Here is a 17,647-nt window from a genome sequence, read left to right on the forward strand (position 1 = left end):
GATATAACTTACCGTTATGGGGTTCGCCAGCCATTAACGCGCTCCTGAAGACCCATCACGAAAACGAAGAACACCGGGACGAAGAGAATCACCAGAAGCGTTCCGCTAACCATGCCGCCGAACACCCCCGTGCCTATCGCATGCTGGGTTTTGGCACTGGCGCCAAACGCAACCATCAGCGGCACCACCCCCAAGCCAAAAGCGAGTGAGGTCATCAGAATCGGGCGCAGGCGCAGGCTGGCGGCTTCCACCGCGGCCTCCATCAGCCCCTTACCTTGCTCACGCAACTGTTTTGCAAACTCAACGATCAGGATCGCGTTTTTCGCCGACAACCCGATCACGGTGACCATACCGACTTTGAAGAAAACATCGTTAGGCAGGTCTCGCAGCAGCATCGCAGCCACCGCACCCAGCAACCCCAGCGGGACAACGAGTATCACCGACAGCGGAATGGACCAGCTCTCGTAGAGAGCGGCTAACACCAGAAACACCGCCAGGATTGACAGCGCAACCAGCATGGGTGCCTGGGCAGCGGACTGCCGCTCCTGAAGGGATTGCCCCGTCCAGGCCACTGCGAAGCCGGGCGGAAGTCGCTGCGCCAGACGTTCCATTTCAGCCATCGCTTCACCGGTGGAGGCCCCCGCCGCCGCACTACCGGAAATGCTGGTGGCGGGGTAGCCCAGGTAGCGCACCATTTGCAGCGGTGTTTCGTCCCATACCGGGGTAACCACCTCTGACAGTGACACCATGCCTCCCCTGCTATTACGCACGTGTAGCTTGAGCACGTCGTCGACCTGCATACGTGCCGACGCATCCGCTTGCAGAATCACCTGTTGCATCCGCCCCTCATTCGGGAAATCGTTGATGTAGGAGGATCCCATCGCGGTAGACAGGATTTCGCTAATGTTGGCGAACGATACCCCGAGCGCTTCGGCTTTCTGACGATCAATGTCAAGACGAATGCTCGCACCTTCCGGAAGGCCGTCGGAATAGACGTCGCTGACTACCTTGCTCTGCGCCGCCAGTTCAAGCAGCGTCGTCTCGGCAGCCTTAAGGGCGGCCGGCCCCTGGTTGCGTCGATCCTGTAAGAACATCGTAAAGCCGGACTTGGTGCCCAATTCATCAATGGCCGGCGGCAACATACTCATCACCGTCCCTTCGTTCAGTTGACTCATGGCTCCCTGGACTCCTTCCGCTTCACTCGCCGCCGTGGCACCGTCACGCTGCCCCCAATCCTTTAGCGTGGTGAACGTCAGCGCCGTATTCGCGCCAGACCCGGAGAATCCGAAGCCCAAAATAGACATATTGCCGTCCACTGCAGGGCGCGCCATGACGTACGACTCATACGCCCTGACGACATCCAGGGTACGCTCGGTTGTCGCATTGGCAGGTAACTGGATACTGGCCATGAAATAGCCTTGATCCTCTTCCGGCAGAAAAGCCGAAGGCAGCTGGCGGAAGGCGAGCACCAGCACGCCTGCGATGACCACAAACACCAGCATGACCCGACCACTACGGGCGACTAATCTTCCCACACGCGATTCGTACCGAGCGGTCATACGTTTAAGCGCTTGGTTGAACCAGCCGAAGAAGCCGCCTTTGTCGTGATGCCCCGATTTAATGGGTTTGAGAAGGGTTGCGCATAGCGCCGGTGTCAGCGTTAACGCCAGAAACGCCGAGAACAGAATCGAGACCACCATCGCCAGGGCGAATTGCTTATAGATCACACCGACCGAGCCACTCGAGAAGGCCATCGGAATAAACACCACCGTCAATACCAGGGTGATGCCCACCACCGCACCAGTGATCTCCTTCATCGCCTTGATGGTGGCGTCCTTTGGCGACAATCCCTCTTTGGCCATGATGCGCTCAACGTTCTCGACCACCACGATAGCGTCATCGACGATGATGCCAATCGCCAACACCATGCCAAACATCGTCAGAACGTTGATTGAGAAACCTGCCAGCAGCATCACCGTGAAGGTTCCCAACAGCGCAATCGGCGCGACCAGTGCGGGAATCAGCGTGTAACGGATGTTCTGTAGGAACAGCAACATCACCAGGAAGACCAGTACCATCGCCTCGATGAGGGTATGGATGACCTTCTCGATAGAAACCTTAACGAACGGGGCCGTATTAAAGGGGATCGATGAGCTCATGCCCGCGGGTAGCGCCTGGTTTAATTCAGCCAGGCGCGCCTGGACACTTTCCGCCGTGCGGACAGCATTGGCACCGGGTGCCAGCTGTATGGCCGCCGCCGTCGCTGGCTGGCCATCCTCACGATTGGAGAAGCCGTAGGATTGAGCGCCCAACTCGACTCGCGCCACATCGCCCAACACCACGTTGGAGCCGTCTACATTAGCGCGAAGTACGATAGCAGCGAACTCTTCCGGCGTGCTCAATTGCCCCTGTGCAGTCAACAGCGAGGATACCTTTTGGCCGGGTAAGGCCGGAGACGCGCCGATGCTGCCCGGTACAATCGGTGCGTTCTGCTCCATGATCGCGGTCGAGAGATCATTTACCGACAAGTCGAAAGCAATCAGCTTCTCCGGTTCTATCCAGATTCGCATTGCCTGCTCAGCACCGAACAGTTGCACACGACCAACACCGTCAATGCGGCGCAGCTCCTCGACGATATTACGCGCCATATAGTCGTTCAGAGCGATCTCATCGAAGCGCCCATCCTCGGAATTCAGGCCCACGATCATCAGAAAGCTGGATGACGCTGACTCTACGCTCAACCCATCCTGACGAACCGCCTGAGGTAACCGAGGTTCGACTGCCTTGAGTCTATTCTGCACATCCACTTGGGCCAGTTCCGGGTTTGTCCCTGGCTTGAATGTGGCGATGACAGACGCCGACCCCGAAGCATCGGCCGATGATTCGAAGTACAGCAGGTTCTTGACACTGGACAGCTCACGTTCGATGAGACTGAGCACGGCGTCGTTCATGGTTTGCGGTGTGGCGCCGGGATACGTCGCAGTGATGGTCACCGACGGGGGCGCTACCGAGGGGTAGTGAGCGACCGGCAACTGAGGAATGGCGATCACGCCCAGGAGGATGATAAACAGCGCGACCACCCACGCGAAGACTGGGCGCTGGATGAAGAACTGGGGCATTACGGAGACTCCTGAAGCTTAATAAGAAGATGCCACTGAAGCCTCAAGAGGCGATGACACATGCCAATCAGTCGCGCTGACTTCGATACCATCCGCCAGTCGCTCTATACCCTCGACGACGATCCTCTGTCCCGCTGTCACCCCCGCTTGCACCCGATAACTGCCGTTCGCCAATTCACCAAGCTCCACTGAGACCATCAATGCCTTGTCGCTGGCACCAATCAACCAAACGTAGGGCTTACCGCCGATGCGCACCACAGACTGTTGCGGCACCGTCAACGCATTGTCATAGCTTGCATAGGGCACGCGGGCCCGCACAAACATACCGGGCAGCAGGCGCCGATTGGGGTTGTCCACGAGTACACGCAGCAAAAGGTCACCTGTGCTGGCATCCACATTGATACCCGAAAAAAGAATGCGTCCGGTGACATCGTAGGGCGTACCGTTGCTGCCGAGGATCGTGACCGGCAAGCCTTTGTCGAGGGAGGGTTGCGCCGCTATCGCGTCTTGAAGCGATTCGAGCGAGGAAACCGAGCGCCGAACATCCACATAGACCTTATCGATCTGCTGAACACGGGCCATGGGCGTACTATCACTGCTGGCGACCAGCGTTCCCTCCGTCACCAACGCCTGATCAATTCGGCCTGCAATGGGGGACGCCACCGTGGAGAATTCCAAGTCAAGACGGCGGCGAGACAGCGTGGCACGCGCTTGGGCCACCTCAGCGGCGGCCTGCTGGCTTTTGGATACGGCGTCATCGTAAGCCTGGCGGCTAACCGACTCTGCCCTGACAAGCGGCTCCAACCGCGCTGACTGCGCACGGGCATGGGTAAGCTCGGCTTCGGCTTTCTGCAACGCCGCCTCTGCCGTTTCCACTTCAGCTCGAAATGGCGCAGGGTTGATTTCGAATAATGGCTGCGTCGCAGTCACGTCGGTTCCCTGCTCGAAAAGTCGACGTTGGACGATCCCGCTAACCTGCGGACGAATTTCCGCCACTTGAAACGGGGCGACCCGGGCCGGCAAGTCTCCGCTCAGCTCCAATCTAACGGGTTCCAAGGTAACCACAGACACTCGGGCAGGAGACGGCGCTACTTCTTGCTCAACTGGCCCGCAGGCAGTTAGCAAGGTGAGTAGCAAGGCACAGAAGCCACCATTGCGGTAAATATATCGGATCGTCATACATCGTCCCTTCAGGCATAGTTCTTGCTGGCATAATTACTGCAGACTTAATTTCTGCAGACATAGGCAAACATTTGCCTACCAATAGAATTGAAGGGGACTATATCGCTGTAGCGTGGTATTAACGTCGACGGTATGTGTAGATATGATGGAGAACACAATGAATGTTTCACTAGGCACTTTCATGTCCACGACTCATCAGTCGCCAAGTTCTCCTCCTGCCCTGCAAGCATTGGTTCTCATCGCCGAAGACGAGCCTGAGATCGCTGATATTCTGCAAGCTTATCTGAGACGTGCGGGCCTCCGAACCATCTACGCAGAAGATGGACGCAAGGCATTGGACATGCATTTTTCGATGAAACCCGATCTCGTCTTACTTGATGTAAAGATGCCTAAACTGGATGGTTGGCAGGTACTGTCAGAGGTTCGCCACCGCGGTGAGACGCCCGTCATCATGTTGACCGCCATGGATCAGGACATCGATAAACTGATGGGTTTGCGCTTTGGTGCCGACGACTACGTCGTCAAGCCGTTTAACCCTGCTGAGGTCGTCGCACGCGCTCAGGCAGTGTTAAGGCGCACCATGGCTGATGCAAACCACCAACCCCGTGTCCTCCGGGTTCCGCCCTTTGAGATCGACCTGGAACAACACGAAGCCTTTGTTCAGGTGGGAGAAGAGTCACATAGCCTTGCGTTGACGCTCACCGAATTCAGATTGTTGACGCACCTTGCACGCGTACCCAAAAAAGTTTGCACCCGCGCAGAGTTGTTGGCCGCCTGCCTACCCGAAAGTGAAGCACTTGAACGCACTGTCGACAGCCATATAAGCAAGCTGCGTAAAAAACTGGAAGACCTCGGTGTGAGAGGCATACCCGTTGGCATACGCGGTGTCGGGTACCGGCTGTGGGGAGCAGAATGAAACTCATTGGATTGAGTCGGACAATCGCATTGACAATGGCAGCGATGGCGTTTGGCATAACACTGCTAGTCGTAGTGACCTCTTATGTTTTCTATTTCATTACCTTCCATTTTTGGCAGGGGTCGATTAGCGAACCAAACATGTTCCCGTCGGGGCTCGAGTGGGCTTGGCTCGTTGGCACTACGTTGGTTGGGCTCGCGTTCGCCGTGATAGTGGGCATTCACTTGGCACGTCGCATTCTGGTGCCGCTAAACTCCGTAACAGAAAGCATGCGGCGCGTCGCGCAAGGCGACCTGGACGCACGCGCCATGACGGGTGATAGGTCGTTAGGCGAGGCCGCCGTTTTGGCAAACGACTTCAATGCCTTGGCAGACCAATTACAGCGTATGTCCAAGGAAATGACGTTCTGGAATGCGGCTATTGCCCATGAGCTGCGTACGCCCGTTACTATTTTACGCGGACGCCTGCAAGGCTTGGCAGAAGGCGTATTCCCCCCCGCCCCCCCCCAGTTTATGAGCCTCCTTACCCAAATCGACGGCATGGCTCAACTGATTGAAGACCTTCGCGCCGTGAGCTTGGCCGACAGCGGCCATCTGAACCTTGAGATCAAGAAATGTGATCTTCCTACTGAAATTGAATCAGTCGTAGAATTTTGTAGGCATGCCCTAAATGCATCAAATCATTATCCGACCCTTGATCTGCAATCTGGCGCCGTGTATTGCGATCCTGTCCGTATTCGTCAGGCATTGCTTGCGCTGCTGGAAAACGTTCGCCAGCATGCATCACCAGGGTCACTCATCATCCAAACGCGCCAGGATGACGGGTGGTGTGTTTTGCGTGTGGTGGATTCCGGCCCAGGTATTCCTCAGGAATATGCCTCTCATATTTTCACAGCATTCCGGCATGCGCGGGATGCTGGCAATAATATGCAAGGAAACAAGCGAGGAAGTGGACTCGGATTGGCGGTGGTGGCAGCTATTGCCAGAGCCCATCGTGGCGAGGCCAGATGTTACCCCTCTGATGAGGGTGGATCTTGTTTCGAATTGCGTTGGCCTTCTCAATCACACAGTACGTGATCACATAGCGCGTGATTGCTAAATGAATCAACTTTACGTCTTTAAACCCTGCACCCCATAAAGACCCGATCCACAAAACAGGCATCCCCCGAGCAAGCAATACTCAACGCACAAAAACCATCACCACCAGCACCATTGTCAGCAGTAGCAAGTATACCCCGGCATGGATGCGATCAGGGATGCGTCCGATCCATATCGACGCCAGGCGGATACCGAGCCATGAGCCCACCGCTAGCACCAGCAACGCACGCACATCCACATAGCCCGCATACCAGGCCCCAAAAGCGGTGCCACTTGCCGACAGCAACACATATGTTGCGGTACCACTTACCGCCATCGGCAACGATAACGGGTTAGCCATTGCCGTGGCCGCTGTCATGCTGGCACCTCTTCGGCGCATGAGCGGTACGGTCATTACGCTACCGCCCACACCCAGCAAGGCGGCGACCGCTCCGATGAACGTTCCCGTCATCGCTGTTACCAGATGCCCCATGGGGCGTACATCACCACTCGCCTGGTGCAGAAAACCGGGCCGAAGCACAGCATCCAGAATCGTAATACCCAGATAGCCGATAAAGGCCCAGCGCACCCACTCCCCACTTAACGACACGGCGGCTGCCGCTCCGAGCACGGCCCCCATGGCGATATAGCCAACCATGGGACGCACCAGATGCCATTGCACAGTCTGTCGACGGTGATGACGCCAAGTCGCTAATGATGCAGCAAACACCATCAACGCGGTCGAAGTAGCCACCGCGATATGCATGGCCGCCTGACCGATACCGCTATCCAGCCCATGGACGGAAATCAGCAGGGTATACAGCAAGGGAACCACGACAAACCCACCACCGAAACCAAACAACACAGTGGTAACTCCCGCCAACCCGCCACAAAGAAGCAGTACGCTATACACCGCCATTCTCCTGAAGAAACGCAATAGCAGGCACTATATGACGGCAGAAGTTGGCCGACCCTCGTCATTTGGACAATAATCATTGTGTTTCGGCCAGGTTGACGACAATGCTTAATATTCCCCTGTCAGACGTAGACGATGTAGCACGCCCCCTGGTGGCCATCGGCACTGATTACCGCCCCGGCACACTGCTCGACTTTCATACTCATCGTCGCGCCCAGTTTCTTTATGGGATGACAGGTCTTATGGAAGTCGACACGGATGACGGTACCTGGATGGTGCCACCTTTCAGTGGCGTCTGGCTGCCTGCGGGCAAGCACCATCAGGTACGCATGAACGGGGTTAGCACCATTGATTTTTTAGCGGGCTCATATCCCTGGCAGGTGTCGTGCTCGTAATCGCTATCGGTACATGGTCGACGAATAAATAGCTATAACAGAGATCCGCCACATCGCTGCTGCAAACGTTATGGCATGCGTCCAGTCATCGCTCGATGAAACCTTCATTGCCTTACACGAGACGACCTACCTTATTAGTTCAACTGGCCAGAATATCCTTAACGTCATGCCAAGGAACGCTTGTTCAGGAAATTGAGATCCAAGAAACGCAGATTGGCCATATCAATTACCAAGCTTAAAAGAGGCTGTTAGTTAATATGAGTATTATTGCCGTTGGTGTCTTGCCAAGAGAGATAGTTATCTCCCCACTCTTTCATGGCGTTGAGCACTGGGGCCAGAGTCAGCCCAAGCTCGGTAAGCGAATATTCGACACGTGGGGGAACTTCGGCAAACACTTCTCGAGAGATAATACCGTGCGATTCAAGCTCTCGAAGTTGCAATGTCAACGACCGTTGCGTGACGCCACCGATAAGCTTGCGAAGCTCTCCAAATCGTTTGGTTCCGCTGAGTAGATAGTAAATGATCAGCGGTTTCCATTTGCCGCCAGCAACAGCAACGGTCGCTTCAACAGTGCACCGATACTCATGAGCTTCTTGCTTCTTCATCCGTTATACACCCGCCATTAGTATAAAATATATCCCTATATATCAAATATGTGCCTACTTTTCAATCTCACACCTAGTATCTAGAATATCTCTTTCGCAGCAGCTAGTGCTGTGCTGCGCTCTTTTACCTGAAAAGCTTGATGGAGCACCCTGATGAAAGCAGCTTACTATGAAGCCCTAGGCAGCGCTCGTGATGTGCTGAAAGTCGGTGAATTGCCGGCACCAGAACCAGGGACAGACGAGGTGCGCGTCCGCATTCATGTTTCCGGACTAAACCCAACCGATGTCAAGGCGCGAACTGGTTTCTCCGCAGAAATGCCTTATCCGCGCATCATTCCCCATCAAGATGGCGCAGGGGTTATTGATGCCGTTGGCGCGAACGTGCCAACGGATAGGCTTGGCGAGCGGGTTTGGGTATACGAAGCACAATACGGTCGAGCGACAGGCACGGCAGCAGAGTTCGTTGTGGTTCCTTCGCGTCAGGCGGTTCACTTGCCGGATACGACCTCATTTGAAGTAGGTGCTTCGCTTGGGATTCCGGCGCTAACAGCTCACCGCTGCCTGTTTTCCGATGGCAACCTAGAAGGTCGGCGAGTGCTGGTTCATGGAGGAGCCGGCGTGGTCGGAACAGCAGCAATTCTATTGGCAAAATGGGCCGGCGCATGGGTTTCAACAACGGTAATGAACACTGAACAAGCCACCGTAGCCGAAGAAAATGGCGCAGATCTAGTGATCGACCGAAAGTCGGCAGATGTTGCGAGTATTGTTTTGGAAGCCACAGAAGGACTTGGCGTTGACCATATTGTCGATGTCGCTTTGAAGCCCAATCTTGACATCAACTTGGCCTGTTTGTCCCAAGGAGGGGTTATAAGTGCCTATGCAACCGCTAATGCAATGGATGAGCTTTCCATTCCATTGTTGAAGGCCATGATGCATGGCTGTGTCTTCCGTTTCGTGTATATCTACAATGTACCCGATGAGTTGAAACAAGCTGCTATAGCGGATATCAACTCGTGTCTTGAGGCCGGATACTACTCGCCAAAAATTGGTTTAAACATGCCTTTGCGGAATGTAGTGGATGCTCACGAGGCATTGGAATCGTCCAACGTTATAGGCAAGGTTCTTATACACATGTGAGCTGACAACGCGGTCGAAGTAGCCACCGCGATATGCATGGCTGCTTGGCCGATACCACTATCCGGCCCATGGGCGGAAATCAGCAAGGTATACAGCAAGGGAACCACCACAAACCCACCACCAAAACCAAACAACACAGTGGTAACTCTCGCCAACCCGCCACAAAGAAGCAGTAAGCTATACACCGCCATTCTCCTGAAGAAACGCAATAGCAGGCACTATATGACGGCAGAAGTTGGCCGACCCTCATCATTTGGACAATAATCATTGTGTTTCGGCCAGGTTGACGACAATGCTCAATATTCCCCTGTCAGACGTAGACGATGTAGCACGGCCCCTGGTGGCCATCGGCACTGATTACAGCCCCGGCACACTGCTCGACTTTCATACTCATCGTCGCGCCCAGTTTCTTTATGGGATGACAGGTCTTATGGAAGTCGACACGGATGACGGCACCTGGATGGTGCCACCTTTCAGCGGCGTCTGGCTGCCTGCGGGCAAGCGCCATCAGGTACGCATGAACGGGGTTAGCACACGAAGCCTGTATATCGAGCCCGACGCAGCGCCACGCGCCTCTCGCAACTGTGAGGTGCTGGTCGTGACGCCTCTCTTGCATCACCTACTACTGGCTTCCGCCAGCGTACCCGCACTTTATGATGAAAGCGGGCGCGATGGCGCCCTGGCACAACTACTCCTGCACGAGCTCCAACTGGCTACATCGCTGCCGCTGTTTGCGCCCCTGCCCCACGAGCCTCAGTTAGCCACACTGTGCAGAGAGTTTCTTGGCCAGCCGAACATTCACAGCCTTCCAGAAGAGTGGGCCCGGCAGTTACATCGCAGCCAGCGCACATTTAACCGCCTGTTCCGTCAGCAGACCGGTATGTCCTTTGCGATATGGCGCCAGCAGGCCTGTCTGATGGCGGCTATTCCCAGGCTGCTATCCGGCAGTTCCGTTACCCGAACCGCGCTGGAACTTGGCTACGACAGCCCGGCCGCCTTCTCCAGCATGTTTCGCAAGGTGCTCGGCCAATCCCCAACGGCCTTCGTCCGGGCGGCTAATCGCTAACAGGCAGATCTGCCCCAACATACCTAGCTTTTTTCAGTTACCCTTCGGCAACGTGATGACCCCTTTAAGATAAGGCGCCACGCGGCCTTTGATGATCACCCGCTCGCCTTCCACGATGCAGCTCAGCGCGCCTTTGCGGGCGCCACCCTGGCGTGCGGTTAGGGTTTGCTTGCCTAAGCGTGTCGCCCAATAGGGTGCAAGCGACGTATGGGCCGAGCCGGTCACCGGGTCTTCTTCCACGCCCACCTTGGGGCCAAACCAACGGGAAACAAAATCCACATCATCACCTTTAGCGGTGACGGCTATGCCCCGCCCCGGCAACTGTTTAAGCTGCTGCATATCCGGCGCTAACGATTCGATCAACGACGCATCATTAATCACCACCACGATATCGTCAGAGATCAGCAGTTCCTCAATCGCGACACCGCCGAGCGCTGCCGCTACCTCAGTGTGCATTGCCAAGGGTTCAAGCGTTTTAGCGGGGAAGTCCATCGCCAGCTCGTCACCCTCACGCTTTACTAATAGCTGCCCACTGCGGGTCTGAAATTGCAGTATTTCTGAGCTATCGCCTAATGCATTAAAAATCACCCACGCCGCCGCCAACGTGGCATGGCCGCATAAATCCACTTCCACAGAAGGGGTAAACCAGCGCAGATGATAGCTGGATTCAGTCGGCACAAAAAAGGCCGTTTCGGACAGGTTGTTCTCCGTGGCAATGGCCTGTAACAGCGCATCATCCAGCCACACTTCCAGCGGGCAAACTGCCGCAGGATTGCCCTCAAAGGGCTTAGAGGCAAACGCATCTACTTGGTAAAGATCAATGTTCATAACAAACGGCCTTATCTAACTTCAGAGGTCACTTCGGGGGCGGCGCTAAACCTGTTCACGATGATACCAAGTCTTAATTAGTCAAGGTTCGGCTGAGCAAGCTCACCTCCTGCTCGAACTCTATATCATGCTCGGTTAAACGCCGCTAGTTTAGGGTGTAGCATCTGAGTAGCCCGCTTGCGGAACTGCACGGCGCGATGGGACTTTAATCGGTAACAACTGAAACAATGACATCCAAGCTGTAATACTGAGTTTCACTCTGAACCTGACGTTTACCCTCTTGGAGAACGAACCGGAATTTCCGGATAGTTTCGTCCCTCTCTAGCTGTGCCTCTTGGCGAACTACCAAGAAATTCTTAGCAGTTGCTATTTACTCACGACTCGCCAATCTCGACAGTAAACCCATCATCTCTTTACGTGGCCATAGATACCCTCGGCCTTTTACCGTGCGCGGCGACTCTGCCAGCCAGGCACCCGCGTTATAGCCTGTCATTTCAGCCACATTCAGTTGGTCATAATGCAAGAGGTGTTCAAACTCCTCCTTCATTCGGTTAAGCGTGCCTTGTACAGAGCGGCTGCACTGGGTATCCACCTGTAAAGGGCGTAAATAACGGTGGGCAGCCTCCATATGACTCTCATCCGCACCACATTTGAGCAAAGTGTTCATCAGTGCATCATCAAAACGGTCATTTAACTCCACGAAATCAGGTTTTGTAAGCGCAGGCAATACCAATGGGAAGCGAGTTTTATCGTGCACCAGTAGTACGCAATTGCGCCGCTGCAACGTTACTAAATTCCCATGCCAATGGCTTAACGGGTTGATATCTAGCAGCGGTTGCTTGTAAATCCATTCCGTTCGTGGCGTTACATTAAACTGACCGTCACTATTTAGCGGTAAGCGCTCGTATAGTTTATGTGTTGCATGGAGTTGAATCACAGCACTGCCTCAGTATCGATAGCTTCATTCTTCTTTCAGTAGTATGAAATGCTCAATCAGCCGAATCATCAATGTTTTCTGATCAGGCAAGCTTTCAGCCACTAACAGCGCTAACGCCACCAAGGTGTTGTCATTGATCAGTTGCTCGACAGGCCGGGCCAGCAGTGCCTCGTTGCGGCGCAGGTACCATAGAAATAGAAACGAACCACAGCGCTTATTTCCATCGGCCAATGGATGGTTTTTGATCACGAAGTAAAGCAGGTGCGCCGCACGGGTGGCCACGTTGGGGTAAAACAGTTCGTCGCCAAAGCCCTGTTCAATGGTGGCCAAGGCTGATGTCAAACCATCGCCCCTCACCTGCCCAAATAGTTCGGTTGCCTCGCCTTTGGCGATTAAGGTTTGCTTTAACTCACCAATGGCTCTCAAGGCTTCTTCCAATTCCAGCGAGTGCATACCGGGCTGCTTAATGCTTAGCTCGGTTAATTGCTGCTCATCGTAGCCTTGCAGCAAGCTCCATGAGCGTGCGTAGTCGCTAATCACACTCGCTACGGCCTCGCCTTCTGAGGTTACCAAGCCTTGATTGGTCAAGGTTCGGCTGAGCAGTTTTAACGCCTGTTCGAACTCTATGCCACGCTCGGTCAAACGGCGTTGATTCAGGGTGTAGCCTTGAACAAGATATTGCTTGAGTACATCTGTAGCCCACTTGCGGAACTGTACACCACGCTGAGATTTCACGCGGTAGCCAACTGAGATGATGACATCAAGATTGAAGTGATCAACCTGATACGTTTTGCCATCTTCGGCAGTATGTGCAAAATTTGCACATACTGAATTTCGCTCCAGCTCACCCTCTTTAAAAACGTTGCGAATGTGCTTTGTAATAACCGAACGCTCGCGTCCAAACAATTCACACATCTGCGCTTGACTTAACCAAACGGTCTCCTGCTCCAGCGTCACCTCTAGGTGTGCTTGCCCGTCTTCGCTGGTGAATATTTGTATCTGCTGGTCATTCATAAGTGTTGCCTCCAGGTTTACATCGAGCCTTATGCATCCCTAAAGCAAGCATCACTTAATGCAGCAACATTCACTTTTGCCTACCAGAGCGATTACTCGAGCGCGCTTATCATTAGAGATTAAGTAAACCTTAACAGAAAACTGTTTATTCATACAGTCGAAAGAAGATACAAAAAACCGTTGACCTCAAGCAATCTCACAAAGCCCGGATCTCAGAGATACATGAGCCGATTATGGTTTCTATTCGGCTCATGGCTTGTCAGGAAGCCAAACAAGTGGGAGAAACGATTAAGCAATGATGAGTAACCTGCGGAACTGCTTCTTCACACACCTTGGCACACCTGCGAGCGGTGTTGCTTCAAAAGACAATCATCCAAGCAAAACGCTACTCACCCCAAGGTTTTCACGAAATGTTCGGCCAGCGCCCCTACTGCTGGCAATATATCTTTGTGGGAAGGGAAAGCCATATACAACCTATGCTGTTGCGCCAGTTTCGGTTCGTCTATATCAAGGGTTACCAGTTTTCCCTCCGCAAGGTCGTTCTTGCAAATTGGCAGTGGCAGATAAGCGATGCCGCCTCCTGACAGGCATACTTGGCGCAACAGCTCCAAGCTATTGGTTTTTATGCGAGCATTCCTCCCGCCCAACGTCAAGAACGTAAGCGATGACTCTCTGGATGGATCATCTTCGACGAAATAGCTGTTCAGCATATGCTCCGCGAGTGTTTCCGTTCGCAATGGCACAGACGACGCTTTCAGATAATCAGGACTCGCCACAAGCACCGCAGAAAAATCTCCGAGACGTCGTATCACAATAGATTCGCTATCAGGCACTCCGACTCGGAGTGCAAGGTCGATGTTTTCTTCCACCAACGCGGTCACCCGGTTAGTAACTTGCGCCTCGATGTTTATTTCAGGGTGCTTCACGATGAAATCCAACAGTGATAAAGCGAGCTGTTGTTGTGGATATTCTGCCGGGACGCTAATCCGAAGCGTCCTTTTGAACCTCCCTGCCCCTCGACCGATTTTTTCTTCGGAAGCCACAAGAGCATCAATGGACAAAGACGTGCTTTCGTAAAGCATCTTGCCGTCCACGGTTAACGTAACGACGCGCGTGGTTCGCTTGAACAAGCGCGTACCCAGGTGATCTTCCAGCGCATTGATACGGGCACTGATAGTTGAGCGAGGTAAACCTAATGCTCGAGCAGCTGCTGCGAAGCTCCCGGCCCTCACAACCTCTACGAACGTTCTTATTTGGTTCAGATCCACAAAATCGCACTCACCAACTGTCCAATAAAATGGACACTAAAAACATCATTAAACGGTAACTTGTTCAAAAATAGCCGAATACACTACCTCCCGTAAATCCTAAAAACACAACCCTTGAGCGGAGGTAAATCAAATGCAAACCAAACGAGTTATCGAGCCGGAACAGACTAATTTTTCTGGGATGTCCTGCGATCTCCTGGTAACCCAAGACGATGCCGAAGGCTTATTCAATGTTATAGAGATGCGCGTGGCGCCTCAGATGGGCGCTCCTTTGCATATTTCCTTCGATGAATATAAGTTCTTCAAAATCATCGGTGGCAGTTTCGAATTCTACGCAGCTGACGAGGTGTGGAATCTGCAAACCGGCGATAGCGCCATGGTCAAGAAAGGAGACAAGCACGGCTTCAAAAACATCGGAGAAACAATGGCTACCATCATGCTGGTCTCCAGCCCGTCCCGACATGTCGATTTCTTCAAAGAGATGGCCGCCCTAGCCACTCCTCATGATCCCAAACAAGTGATGGAGGTTTGCGAACGCAACCGCCAGCAATTGCTAGTGACATTATAAGTCTAAACCTCAGACACTAAGCCGTTTCGCAACCACTAATGTCGACCGCGCAGTTAAGGCAATGATCGACAAAGTGGTTGCTTCGCGAGAGATTGCATGCGCACTTCAAGGCCCACACCTATGCGACATGCGCCTTCTTGGTGGGAATGAAGTGTAGCCCTCCCACAACAACCGAGCCCACCAAAAAGCCAATCACCGCAGAGCACAGCGTATTGAAGCTCCAGCCCAGCATGCCCCCCAAGGCGCCGGTCGCCTCGCCAATGCCATGCTCAACATGGTGTACCCACTCATAGGGCGCGTTAAACCAGCCCGTTCCATCGGCACCCAGATTGGCCATCAGGATATGCCCACCCACCCAGAGCATAGCGACGGTTCCCACGACCGAGATGATCACTAGCACCTTGGGCATGGCCGTCACCAGAGCACGGCCCAGTGTCTGCATTGCCGAGTTATCCCGCTGGGCAAGCGTCAGGCCGATATCATCCATCTTGACCAACAGCGCCACCACGCCATACACAAGAAGTGTGATGACAAACGCGACTACCACCAGGCTCGCCAACTGCGACCAGACCCCTTGATGGGAGACCGTGGCAAGCGCGATCACCATGATTTCGGCGGAAAGAATCAGGTCGGTTCGAACGGCACCACTCACGATCTTTTTCTCGGCTTCCGGGCCCTTTTCTACCGCTGGCTTTTCGTCATCATGCCCGCCGGAGAGCTTATGCCAGACCTTCTCTGCGCCCTCAAAGGCCAGGTAGGCGCCGCCCACCATCAGGATAATTGGCAAGAGAGAGGCAAAAAAGTGATTCAGCAGCAGCGCCACCGGCAGGATAAAAATCAGCTTGTTGCGGATTGACCCCAACGCGATCTTTTTCACAATCGCCAGTTCACGCTCCGCTGTTACCCCCTGCAAATATTGCGGCGTCACCGCCGTATCATCGACCACCACCCCGGCCGCCTTCGCCGTTGCACGCCCAGCGGCGGCACTGACATCATCCAGTGATGCTGCCGACAACTTTGCCAATGCGGCGATGTCATCCAGTAATCCTATTAAGCCGCCTATGGCCATGAATGCTTCCTTTGTGAATAACAGGTGCAGATAGTAGAGCACAAAGCGGCTAGGTTGCCTTAAACAGGTGTTGAGGTACGCATCCCCACCTCGCTCAAGAAGTTGAACAACCCAACGCCGATGAACTTGGATAGTGAGGTGTGATTACACAGCAAGGGCAGTCACTCGGACTGCCCTTCCGTTCTATGCGTGAACCGGGAATGCGGAAATTAAAGCAGATTAGCACTTAACTTATATGCAATTTCTCCGCCGTACGAGCGCATGACATCCCGGCAACTGCTCCAGCAGCGTTGTACCGTCATTAGGATGCTGAAATCGCTTAAATGACAAACGAGGCCGATCACCATAACGGTGCGGCCTCGCAAGACTAAATAAGAGGCGACAACTTTCGCCTCTTTTCTACGGGGATACTCTTTTCTACGGGAATAAAGGACACAAGCGGTACGGGAAGTTTTTCTGATTAAAAGTTCTGCTTTCTGCAGTACCTCACGAACCGCTTCGTCCGTCAGTTACCCTGTGAGGGGATAAACACGCCACGGAATCGCATATTACCGGATACAAGACGATCATATGCTTCGGTTGCCTGATCGAGCGAGAAGGTCTCGACAATCGGCTTAACTTTACCTTTTGCTACAAAGTCAAGCACCTCACTGAGGTAATGTTGTCCCCCATGTGTCGAACCGATCACTTTCTGTCGCATCATGTGGAACGGCACGCCATCGGATGAGATCGAGAACGGCTTTGTAAAGTCGAGTCCGCAGAGTACCACTCGGCCGTCCACTCTTAGTCCGTTGATCGCTTCTTCCGCCGAACTGAAATGGTTGGTGGTGACAAGCAGGATGTCCGCACCGCCAATATCTCGAAGCTCTTTGCCATTGGCAACGACTTGGTCAGCTCCCAGTTGGATGGCCAGTTCTCGCTTGTCCGGTGAATGTGTAATAGCTATGGTCTCAAATCCACACGCTTTGGATAACTGCAAAGCCATGTGTCCCAAGCCGCCAATGCCTACAACAGCGATTTTCTCGCGCGGCTGCGGCGCAGCATCACGCAGACCGCTCCAGGTGGTATACCCCGCACACATCATCGGGGCGGCATCTACATACTCCAGGCCATCGGGCAACAACACTGTCCCTTCGGCCGAGATAGCAATGTACTCCGCATGGCCTCCTTGTGCTGCGAATCCCGTAGTGCGGGGCTCGTCGCAATTCATCGCAGTCTGCCCGGTCAGAGGACGGCTTTCTCGGCAGTAAGGGCAACGTCCGCACGCGGACTGCACCCAGGTCGTGCCGACCCGATCTCCTACCCTGCGAGTACGCACCCCAGCGCCGACTTCGACAATCTCGCCGACAACTTCGTGTCCCGGCGTTTGAGGATAGATATCACCACCATAACCTTGAGTCGCCCACACATCCGTGTAACACATTCCCGAGGCGTGAACTTTCACCAGAACTTGTCCCGGCTCAACCTTAGGAATGGGAACTTCTTGAACTTCCCAGGGCTGATTGGGCCCCGTCATCACGATTGCCTTCATTTTCATCGTCTTCACCTTTA

The 17,647-nt window shown here is 53.9% G+C and carries 16 protein-coding genes; 6 read left to right on the plus strand and 10 right to left on the minus strand.

Annotation, left to right across the window (positions count from 1 at the left end):
• Positions 1 to 14: 14 nt before the first annotated feature.
• Both QT230_RS04510 and QT230_RS04515 read right to left on the minus strand, forming a co-directional pair.
• Complete coding sequence (locus QT230_RS04510; RefSeq protein ID WP_308320385.1) at positions 15 to 3,119, minus strand: multidrug efflux RND transporter permease subunit; 3,105 nt, start codon at positions 3,117 to 3,119, stop codon at positions 15 to 17.
• An 18-nt stretch (positions 3,120 to 3,137) separates the two neighbouring features.
• Positions 3,138 to 4,298 carry an efflux RND transporter periplasmic adaptor subunit gene (locus tag QT230_RS04515; protein ID WP_308320387.1) on the minus strand — a complete coding sequence of 387 codons (1,161 nt, stop codon included), beginning with the start codon at positions 4,296 to 4,298 and terminating at the stop codon, positions 3,138 to 3,140.
• Positions 4,299 to 4,458: 160 nt separating this feature from the next.
• Between QT230_RS04515 and QT230_RS04520 the strand changes: the two genes are divergently transcribed.
• Together QT230_RS04520 and QT230_RS04525 are read left to right on the plus strand one after the other, a co-directional pair.
• Positions 4,459 to 5,217 (plus strand): response regulator, encoded by a 759-nt coding sequence (locus tag QT230_RS04520; protein ID WP_308320388.1) that lies wholly within the window; start codon positions 4,459 to 4,461, stop codon positions 5,215 to 5,217.
• Positions 5,214 to 6,293, plus strand: coding sequence for an ATP-binding protein (locus QT230_RS04525; RefSeq protein WP_308320389.1), 1,080 nt, complete (start codon positions 5,214 to 5,216; stop codon positions 6,291 to 6,293). Before QT230_RS04520 ends, QT230_RS04525 begins: the two co-directional genes overlap by 4 nt.
• A gap of 103 nt (positions 6,294 to 6,396) precedes the next feature.
• Here the strand turns inward: QT230_RS04525 and QT230_RS04530 are convergent, their stop codons facing one another.
• Complete coding sequence (locus QT230_RS04530) at positions 6,397 to 7,206, minus strand: sulfite exporter TauE/SafE family protein (RefSeq protein WP_308320391.1); 810 nt, start codon at positions 7,204 to 7,206, stop codon at positions 6,397 to 6,399.
• A 107-nt stretch (positions 7,207 to 7,313) separates the two neighbouring features.
• Here QT230_RS04530 and QT230_RS04535 point away from each other — a divergent pair, with 107 nt between their 5' ends.
• On the plus strand, positions 7,314 to 7,604 hold the full coding sequence (locus QT230_RS04535; RefSeq protein WP_308320392.1) for a hypothetical protein: 291 nt from the start codon (positions 7,314 to 7,316) through the stop codon (positions 7,602 to 7,604).
• A 248-nt stretch (positions 7,605 to 7,852) separates the two neighbouring features.
• Here QT230_RS04535 and QT230_RS04540 read toward each other — a convergent pair whose 3' ends face one another.
• On the minus strand, positions 7,853 to 8,209 hold the full coding sequence (locus tag QT230_RS04540) for a helix-turn-helix domain-containing protein (RefSeq protein WP_308320393.1): 357 nt from the start codon (positions 8,207 to 8,209) through the stop codon (positions 7,853 to 7,855).
• Between the two features lie 153 nt (positions 8,210 to 8,362).
• Between QT230_RS04540 and QT230_RS04545 the strand changes: the two genes are divergently transcribed.
• Together QT230_RS04545 and QT230_RS04550 are read left to right on the plus strand one after the other, a co-directional pair.
• Positions 8,363 to 9,346 (plus strand): NADPH:quinone reductase, encoded by a 984-nt coding sequence (locus QT230_RS04545; RefSeq protein WP_308320394.1) that lies wholly within the window; start codon positions 8,363 to 8,365, stop codon positions 9,344 to 9,346.
• Between the two features lie 292 nt (positions 9,347 to 9,638).
• Positions 9,639 to 10,412, plus strand: a complete 774-nt coding sequence (locus QT230_RS04550) for a helix-turn-helix transcriptional regulator (protein ID WP_308320395.1) — start codon at positions 9,639 to 9,641, stop codon at positions 10,410 to 10,412.
• 33 nt (positions 10,413 to 10,445) lie between these two features.
• Here QT230_RS04550 and QT230_RS04555 read toward each other — a convergent pair whose 3' ends face one another.
• The 4 genes from QT230_RS04555 to QT230_RS04570 form a co-directional block, all read right to left on the minus strand.
• Entirely contained in the window at positions 10,446 to 11,240 is a 795-nt protein-coding gene (locus tag QT230_RS04555) for a PhzF family phenazine biosynthesis protein (protein WP_308320396.1), read from the minus strand.
• A 370-nt stretch (positions 11,241 to 11,610) separates the two neighbouring features.
• A complete protein-coding gene (locus tag QT230_RS04560) occupies positions 11,611 to 12,177 on the minus strand; it encodes a hypothetical protein (RefSeq protein WP_374694441.1) in 567 nt (188 codons plus the stop codon).
• 24 nt (positions 12,178 to 12,201) lie between these two features.
• Entirely contained in the window at positions 12,202 to 13,191 is a 990-nt protein-coding gene (locus QT230_RS04565; protein ID WP_308320398.1) for a virulence protein RhuM/Fic/DOC family protein, read from the minus strand.
• Between the two features lie 389 nt (positions 13,192 to 13,580).
• A complete protein-coding gene (locus tag QT230_RS04570) occupies positions 13,581 to 14,459 on the minus strand; it encodes a LysR family transcriptional regulator (RefSeq protein ID WP_308320399.1) in 879 nt (292 codons plus the stop codon).
• 133 nt (positions 14,460 to 14,592) lie between these two features.
• On the opposite strand from QT230_RS04570, the gene QT230_RS04575 reads away from it, so the two are divergent.
• Positions 14,593 to 15,027: a cupin domain-containing protein gene (locus QT230_RS04575; RefSeq protein ID WP_308320400.1), complete on the plus strand. Its 435-nt coding sequence runs from the start codon at positions 14,593 to 14,595 to the stop codon at positions 15,025 to 15,027.
• 118 nt (positions 15,028 to 15,145) lie between these two features.
• Here the strand turns inward: QT230_RS04575 and QT230_RS04580 are convergent, their stop codons facing one another.
• Positions 15,146 to 16,096 (minus strand): DUF808 domain-containing protein, encoded by a 951-nt coding sequence (locus QT230_RS04580; RefSeq protein WP_308320401.1) that lies wholly within the window; start codon positions 16,094 to 16,096, stop codon positions 15,146 to 15,148.
• 505 nt (positions 16,097 to 16,601) lie between these two features.
• Positions 16,602 to 17,633 carry an alcohol dehydrogenase catalytic domain-containing protein gene (locus QT230_RS04585; protein ID WP_308320402.1) on the minus strand — a complete coding sequence of 344 codons (1,032 nt, stop codon included), beginning with the start codon at positions 17,631 to 17,633 and terminating at the stop codon, positions 16,602 to 16,604.
• Positions 17,634 to 17,647: the final 14 nt, after the last annotated feature.

It is taken from the genome of Halomonas sp. SpR8, assembly GCF_031010195.1.
Classification (GTDB): Bacteria; Pseudomonadota; Gammaproteobacteria; order Pseudomonadales; family Halomonadaceae; genus Vreelandella.